The organism is Gemmatimonas sp. (assembly GCF_041689975.1).
Taxonomy (GTDB): domain Bacteria; phylum Gemmatimonadota; class Gemmatimonadetes; order Gemmatimonadales; family Gemmatimonadaceae; genus Gemmatimonas.
Genome location: NZ_JBDNFF010000122.1, coordinates 1 through 5,914, shown reverse-complemented (window position 1 = coordinate 5,914; position 5,914 = coordinate 1). Strand labels below are relative to the sequence as shown.

At 63.9% G+C, this 5,914-nt stretch carries 9 protein-coding genes; 2 read left to right on the top strand and 7 right to left on the bottom strand.

Annotated elements, in window-relative coordinates; genetic code table 11:
* A complete protein-coding gene (locus ACESNG_RS08460) occupies positions 1 to 441 on the bottom strand; it encodes a DM13 domain-containing protein (protein WP_373068555.1) in 441 nt (146 codons plus the stop codon).
* Between the two features lie 275 nt (positions 442 to 716).
* Here ACESNG_RS08460 and ACESNG_RS08455 point away from each other — a divergent pair, with 275 nt between their 5' ends.
* Together ACESNG_RS08455 and ACESNG_RS08450 are read left to right on the top strand one after the other, a co-directional pair.
* Positions 717 to 1,064, top strand: a complete 348-nt coding sequence (locus tag ACESNG_RS08455) for a hypothetical protein (RefSeq protein ID WP_373068553.1) — start codon at positions 717 to 719, stop codon at positions 1,062 to 1,064.
* Positions 1,027 to 2,799 (top strand): protein-disulfide reductase DsbD family protein, encoded by a 1,773-nt coding sequence (locus ACESNG_RS08450; RefSeq protein ID WP_373068551.1) that lies wholly within the window; start codon positions 1,027 to 1,029, stop codon positions 2,797 to 2,799. The genes ACESNG_RS08455 and ACESNG_RS08450 overlap by 38 nt, the downstream gene beginning before the upstream one ends.
* On the opposite strand, the gene ACESNG_RS08445 is transcribed toward ACESNG_RS08450, so the two are convergent.
* From ACESNG_RS08445 to ACESNG_RS08420, 6 genes are all read right to left on the bottom strand, one after another.
* The gene (locus ACESNG_RS08445) at positions 2,772 to 3,071 is read right to left on the bottom strand and encodes a hypothetical protein (protein WP_373058310.1); all 300 of its coding nucleotides are present in this window, start codon (positions 3,069 to 3,071) and stop codon (positions 2,772 to 2,774) included. The two genes, ACESNG_RS08450 and ACESNG_RS08445, sit on opposite strands and share 28 nt — an antisense overlap.
* 3 nt (positions 3,072 to 3,074) lie before the next feature.
* Positions 3,075 to 3,374, bottom strand: a complete 300-nt coding sequence (locus tag ACESNG_RS08440) for an AbrB/MazE/SpoVT family DNA-binding domain-containing protein (RefSeq protein ID WP_373058312.1) — start codon at positions 3,372 to 3,374, stop codon at positions 3,075 to 3,077.
* A 409-nt stretch (positions 3,375 to 3,783) separates the two neighbouring features.
* Positions 3,784 to 4,302, bottom strand: a complete 519-nt coding sequence (locus ACESNG_RS08435; protein ID WP_373068549.1) for a lipocalin-like domain-containing protein — start codon at positions 4,300 to 4,302, stop codon at positions 3,784 to 3,786.
* Positions 4,303 to 4,387: 85 nt separating this feature from the next.
* A complete protein-coding gene (locus ACESNG_RS08430; RefSeq protein ID WP_373059443.1) occupies positions 4,388 to 5,173 on the bottom strand; it encodes a glycosyltransferase family 25 protein in 786 nt (261 codons plus the stop codon).
* A gap of 15 nt (positions 5,174 to 5,188) precedes the next feature.
* A complete protein-coding gene (locus tag ACESNG_RS08425) occupies positions 5,189 to 5,443 on the bottom strand; it encodes a DUF5615 family PIN-like protein (RefSeq protein WP_373059445.1) in 255 nt (84 codons plus the stop codon).
* A 29-nt stretch (positions 5,444 to 5,472) separates the two neighbouring features.
* Positions 5,473 to 5,712, bottom strand: coding sequence for a DUF433 domain-containing protein (locus ACESNG_RS08420; RefSeq protein ID WP_373068547.1), 240 nt, complete (start codon positions 5,710 to 5,712; stop codon positions 5,473 to 5,475).
* Positions 5,713 to 5,914: the final 202 nt, after the last annotated feature.

Below are 5,914 nucleotides of genomic sequence, written 5' to 3'. Positions count from 1 at the left end.
TTACGGCGTGGCCGCGATCGGGGCTTCGGACATGCCGACATTGAACGGGTCGCACCAGATGATCACCCAGGTATACCGCACACCGGGTGGAATCTGGAACGTGTACGTCTGGGCTCCGGTGCGTGAGCGCAGTGCGCCGATTCGTAGCGGCTGACCGCTGTTGGGATTGTTCGTGGTGTTGAGGTACAGGACGGGGCCCGGCGTCTGGGCTACGGAAAAATCGGAGGAGAGCGTAAGCTGAGCCACTCCGTTCGACGCCACCAGCGCGACCGTGCCGGTCACGCTGTAGCCCGTGCGGCGCAAGGTGCTGTTGGTTGCCGGTCCCGATGGAGGCGCCATATCGGCACCGACTTCCTGTGCAATCGGGGCCATTGGAGGCTCGGCGTTGTTGCAGGCCAGCATCAACACCGCAGACAAGAGCACACGACAGTTTCGATTCACGAGGACTCCAAGAGAGGGTTGAAAGGGCGGCGCTGCATTACTCGGCCAACAGCGCAATGGTACGTTTGTTCCACTCAGCGTACCAGCGATCGCCCTCGTGAAACTCGCCGTACCCTTCGTAACGTACGCGTAACGGCGGATGGGACGTGACGCGATCCTGTGGCGTGGCCGCGACGGGAACTCTCGCGCCTCATGTAGAGTACGTGCGGCAAGATCGGCAGGATTTCTACCGCAGCCGACCACACCGCCCACCGTCCCACGTTCCCGGAAACCCCATGCTCGGTCGCGCTCTCGCCGTTGGCGTTCTGTCGCTTCTGACGATATCGAGTGCCGGTTCGCTGCGTGCGCAGCCAATCGAGAAACAGGACCTGACTCCGAACAGTGAACTGAGTCTCGTGGCGGAGTCGAACGGACTTCGTCCCGGCGCCACGACCACGGTGGCGCTGCGCATCATGATGGAGAAAGGATGGCACACCTACTGGACGAATCCGGGCGATGCGGGGTTGCCGCTTGCCGCTTGCCGCTCAGTGGACGTTGCCCGCAGGCGTGTCCGTGTCGGCGTTGCGGTTCCCTGTGCCACACGTGATGCCGCAGCCGCCGCTAGGCAAGAGCGTTCTCCGTAAGCCGTACCTGATCCCCGATTCCACCGGGACGCTCGCGCACGAAGCCGTACAACGCGCGGCCTGGATCGGCGACACGGTGGTGGTGTCGCTCACCGCCGACAAACATCTGAGCGACTCGACGACCACGTTCACTGGCGTTCTGCTGAACGATGTCGATGCACCGACACGCGGCGTGCAACTCACGCTTTCGTTACGATCACAGTCGCCGGCGATGGCGTCGCGCCTGCTGGCGCTGCTCGATGGAGCCGATGCCGTCACGAGCGGCGGTGCACCCTTGCCCACGTCAACCGGAGTCAGCACCGGCGTCGCCGCCGTGAATAGCGTGACGGCAGCCGCTGACATGGGCGTGGCGCTGGCGCTGCTCCTCGCGTTCGTGGGCGGGTTGGTTCTCAATCTGATGCCGTGTGTGTTTCCGGTGCTGTCCATCAAGATCCTCGCGTTCGTCGAACGTGGCGGCGACAGTGACGGCGGTGCCGTTGGGCGTCGTCACGCGATGGTGTTCACCGCCGGCGTACTCACCACGTTCTGGGCGCTCGCCGGGGTGCTGTTGGCACTGCGTGCGGGCGGCGCACAGCTTGGATGGGGCTTTCAACTGCAATCACCAGCGGTGGTCACGGTGATGGCGTTGGTCGTGTTTGCCCTCGCGCTCAACCTGAGTGGGGTGTTCACCATGGGCATGAGCCTTACACGACTGGGCGGGGTGGCCGCGGGCGAACGATACAGCGATTCGTTCCTGACCGGTTTGCTGGCTGTGGTAGTCGCAACTCCTTGCACGGCTCCATTCATGGGTGCAGCACTGGGTTACGCGCTCACACAACATGCAGCCATCGGCATGGCCGTGTTCACGTCACTCGGACTCGGCCTGGCGGCTCCATACATCCTGTTTGCCAGTAGCCCGGCGCTGCTGCGCAAGTTGCCGCGTCCCGGGCCGTGGCTCGAAACGCTCAAGCAGCTGTTGGCATTTCCGTTGTATGCGACCGTGGTGTGGTTGTTGTGGGTATTGGGACGCCAGGCCGGAACCGACCAGGTGGCGTTGGCGCTGCTGTTCGCCGTTGGGGTCTCGCTGACGGGTTGGATGGCGGGACGTGCGCAGTACGCCGGTCGTGCCCGCAGCAGTTTGGTCGGCCTCGTGTTGCTGCTCGCCACGATCGCGGCCGGAGGCGTAGCGATCGCATCACAGCCGGCGACACCGGTGGGCGTCGCCGCTACGCCAGCAGGATGGGAGCCATGGTCGGCGGCTCGCGTGGCGTCGGCGCGCGACTCGGGTCGCGTGGTGTTCGTGGACTTTACGGCGGCGTGGTGCCTGAGCTGTCAGGTCAACGAACGCGTGGCGCTGCACACCGACGCGGTGGAGCGTGCGTTCATCGACGCGAATGCCCTGCTGCTGCGCGCCGATTGGACCTCGCGTGACGCCGAGATCACGACCGTGCTGGCCTCGTTGGGTCGCAGTGGCGTGCCACTATACGTGGTGTATCCATCGGGTAGCTCGCGCGCGGCGGAGATTCTGCCGGCTGTACTCACACCGGGTATCGTCATCGACGCGATCACGCGAGCGGTGAGTGGTGCAACGACCTCGCGCGCTGCATTCGACGCGCCCACAACCACCGTCAGAATGTCGTTAAAGTCGTGCGCAACACCACCAGCGAGCCCGCTCAGGTTCACCGCTACAACGAGCGCGGTAAGCATCGCGTCGGTTTCGAGGGAGCCTTATCGCCGCTTGAGCTTGCGACCGTAGCGATCAATGTCATCGTGCTTCACGACGTCGACCAAATAGAGCGTGCCGGCTTCAATGCGATGGATGAGACGATCCCCATCGTTGATGCGCGCTTCGTAGTAATGCTTCTCCGGTTCTACCGGCTTGACCCGCATTCCCGGCGTTGGTCTCTGCTTCAGCAGCGCCATCACGACCTTGTCCGTACCCTGCTGTTGCGCCGACTGAAGCCCCGCGTAGGCCTCCTTGAACTGCTCGGAAAAATCTGCGCCGAGGAACGACTGCTTTCGGGCCACGTCTTAGGGAGCCTTCAAGCTGTCAAGAAGCGCCTGCGTCTCCGCCTCCCCGTCCGTACGGGTCGATGTGCCGTCTGCGAAGCTCTGCTCGGCCCGGGCGATGCGCGCGCGCATCTCAGGAGCGTGGAAGTAGAGCTGATCCCGCGGAATCAACTCCGCCGGAACGAGCTCGATGCGTCCGTCCGAGTCGCGCTCGATGCGGAGCTGCACCCCCTCATTCAGCCCAAGTTCCCGGCGGACGTGCTGTGGAATAGCCGCTCGTCCCTTGCTGTCCATGGTCGCAATGCCGAGCAGTTCTGTCATCGAAACTCCCGTAAGTGATAGTGGGAATATCCCACTTTCCCACCACGAAGTCAAGCGCCAACTCCATGAGCGAGGCTTCGACAGCTTCCTTGACCACCGACTCGTCCGTTGCCTGGGTCATGGCCGGCCAGCCGGCTCATGGCACGCTGGACACACCGTCGCGAATCTGTCGCGCGTACTCCACCGCATCGAAGTGTCCGAGTGAACGCTCGATGACACCCGCCGGATCGAGGGTCCGCTCCTCCTACCCACTGATGCGAACCGCTTTCCCAGTCCCGCCGGGCCCGGTGTTCGTCCCCGTCAAGGTCCAGTAATAGCGGCCACCTCGGCCACCGGATCTTTCTCGGTCACTTTGGCTCCGGGGTGCACGCCACAACGAGGACTATCGCGAGGCCCCAGCGGCCGGAAATCACGGCGCCCCACGACGTGCCGCAGGAACGCGCTCCCACACAGGCACCTGGCCATTCGTTGTCGGCTGTCCATCGGCGCCCGTGATGACACGCAACTCGACGCGGTCGCCAGGCAAGAACCGGTATCCCCGCACGAGCGTGCGGCCGATCCACTCTGGGGCCATGGCCCCTTCGACCCGATGCGCAATCGTGTGCTGTACCGTATCCACGGTAAAGGTTCCGTAGTACGAGGCCAAGCCGCCGAGCGTAGTTCGCGCCGCCTCCGGCGACACGTCGCTCCAGTTCCCAACGCCGAGTTCCGGCCGCCGTTCGTCGTACAACTGGGCGGCCATCACGCCGTTGGCAGAGTAGCGAATCATGCCGAGCGGCTTCGGTCCCCAGAACGGGCGCGTGTTGCCCGCAGAGTCCGGCTGCAGGACCGACACCAGCCGCCAGTCGCCGACGAATGCCGTGGCATCCTGTGCCTGGACGGAGGCCGGGATGCAGGCGAGGAGGAGCAGACTGAGGAGACGGATCACGACGAAGGCTCGCGAACGTTAAGGTGAGTACACCGGCGGGTCCGATCGGCCGCAGCACGCATCGCGAGGTCGCCCCTTGCAATGATCAATCGCTGCACACATACGACGTCGCGTGCTGGTGCCCGAGCGTGAAATCCATCTGCGAAAACAACTGGCGTCGCACGCTGAACGCTTCCAGCTGCTTACGCAGCACGTGATGCGTGATCACACTGTCGGCGCAGAAGTTCACCGGCGTTTGCGATGCAATCAGCTTCTCGGCCGCCCCGCGCGTCAGTGCGTACGCATGCGTGCAGTTGTGGTACCCGGCGCGATGGAGCGACGGCGAGAAGGGGCGGGGAAAGAGCCGATCGACGTCCTTCGCGCGCCACCGGTACACATGATCGTGCCACATCGAGTAGACCATCCGATGATACCGCGCGCGAAGGGCAGAGATCGGGCGCTCGTTGGTGATGTAGCCCAGATAAAGCAGCTCCCAATTCGTCGGCAGCTCGTTGAGCGCGCCGGCAAGCGTTGGCAGGTTCTGCGGAATCGGCAGCACGTCATCCTCGAACACCAGGGCGCGCTCGTGCCCACTGTCGAGCAAGCGTTGGTACACGTTCCGATGCGACAGCGAACAGGCGATGGCGCCAAGCGGCAGCAGGCGCTCCTTGGTGTATCGATTCAGCTTCTTCGCCCGCTCGGGCAGATAGTCGCCGGTCCGGCGCAACGAGTCGAAGTCGAGGTCGCGTTTGTCGACGCCATAGACGATCTCGTAGTTCACCCCGGCCAGGCTCCGCGCGATGTTCGCATGCCGATCGTGCGCGCGCTCGAGCGTGATCACGAAGATCCTATCGAAGTGCTCGTTGAGGACAGTGAGATTCGGATCGCTCATAGAGTCATTGCTGGATCAACCGCGGAGCAGTCGAATCACGTCCGGCGTTGCACAGTTGCCGAGGCGAGGCGCGCCCATAAGCACCCTGAGTCGCTGGAAATCTTCATCCTTGGTAACGAACGCAAAGCCATCGGCGGCGGCGCGCGCCCAAATCATGCCGACGCCGGCGCCGCCCAATCCGAGACTGGTCACGTGGCTGGACTGCGGATAGAGATCCGCGAGGTCGCGCGCGCGTCGTGCCGACAGGTTCTCGTCAAAGAGGAGCTTCATGGCAGACTCTCAATGACGACGCGGATGGCTCAGGTCGCTGAAACGCTGATCGAACGGCGCTCTCGGTCGGCCGCAAACGCGAGGCACGCGCGGAGATCATCGTGTGTGAGTTGCGGGAAGTCCGCGAGGACCTCGTCCTCTGTCATACCGCTGGCCAAATACCCGAGGACGTCGCCGACCGTGATTCGCGTACCGCGGACGACGGGCTTACCGAAGCGAACGTCGGGGTCGAGCACGACCCGCTCGTGGTAGTCATGGACGGTGGCCATACGTGGAGGTTAGGGGTGACGCGCGCGGGAATCAACCCGACGCGAGGGATTGTGAGCCCGTTGCTCGCCCAACGGGCACCACCGAGATGGTCCCGCCATCGCGCGTCATCCGTTCGGAGAGCTCGAGGACGGCTCCGCGAAGACGACCGGGTACCGGCGTGAGGCCGATACCCGTCGATTGGTCTGTCAAGAAACTTCTGCC

Coding starts and splice junctions, on each gene's coding strand:
- ACESNG_RS08450 (WP_373068551.1), top strand. CDS start 1,027: ATGCCGCAGCCGCCGCTAGGCAAGAGCGTTCTCCGTAAGCCGTACCTG.
- ACESNG_RS08440 (WP_373058312.1), bottom strand. CDS start 3,374: ATGACAGAACTGCTCGGCATTGCGACCATGGACAGCAAGGGACGAGCG.
- ACESNG_RS08420 (WP_373068547.1), bottom strand. CDS start 5,712: ATGGCCACCGTCCATGACTACCACGAGCGGGTCGTGCTCGACCCCGAC.
- ACESNG_RS08425 (WP_373059445.1), bottom strand. CDS start 5,443: ATGAAGCTCCTCTTTGACGAGAACCTGTCGGCACGACGCGCGCGCGAC.
- ACESNG_RS08455 (WP_373068553.1), top strand. CDS start 717: ATGCTCGGTCGCGCTCTCGCCGTTGGCGTTCTGTCGCTTCTGACGATA.
- ACESNG_RS08430 (WP_373059443.1), bottom strand. CDS start 5,173: ATGAGCGATCCGAATCTCACTGTCCTCAACGAGCACTTCGATAGGATC.